The organism is Pseudomonas sp. 51_B, from assembly GCF_017491595.1.
GTDB classification, from domain to species: domain Bacteria; phylum Pseudomonadota; class Gammaproteobacteria; order Pseudomonadales; family Pseudomonadaceae; genus Aquipseudomonas; species Aquipseudomonas promysalinigenes.
The window spans coordinates 1-480 of sequence record NZ_JAFGYW010000286.1 but is presented as its reverse complement, the minus strand read 5'-3'; the positions used below and the strand labels follow the sequence as shown (position 1 = coordinate 480).

Annotated in this window: 1 pseudogene; it reads left to right on the top strand. The window is 63.5% G+C overall.

Annotated features, from left to right (window positions below):
• Positions 1-448: pseudogene (gene emhA, locus J5M56_RS24860) on the top strand (efflux RND transporter periplasmic adaptor subunit EmhA); the annotation flags it as partial.
• Positions 449-480 lie beyond the last annotated feature (32 nt).

Here is a 480-nt window from a genome sequence, read left to right as displayed (position 1 = left end):
GTACAAGCTCGACGGCAAGCTGGAATTCTCCGAAGTCTCGGTTGACCAGACCACCGGCTCGGTAACCTTGCGCGCAGTGTTCCCCAACCCCGATCACACCCTGCTGCCAGGCATGTTCGTTCACGCCCAGCTGCAAGCCGGCGTCAACAGCGCAGCGATCCTCGCGCCGCAACAAGGCGTGACCCGCGACCTCAAAGGCACCCCGACCGCACTGGTCGTCGGCGCCGACAACAAGGTCGAGCTGCGTCAGCTCAAGGCCAGCCGCACCGTCGGCAGCCAGTGGCTGATCGAAGACGGCCTGAAAGCCGGCGATCGTCTGATCACCGAAGGGCTGCAGTACGTCAAACCGGGCGTCGAGGTCAAAGCGACCGAGGCGACTAACGTCGGCACCAAGAACCCGGCCCCCGCACAGGCAGCTGACAAAGCCGCCGGCGGCAAAGGGGAGTAACCCATGTCAAAATTCTTCATCGACCGTCCGAT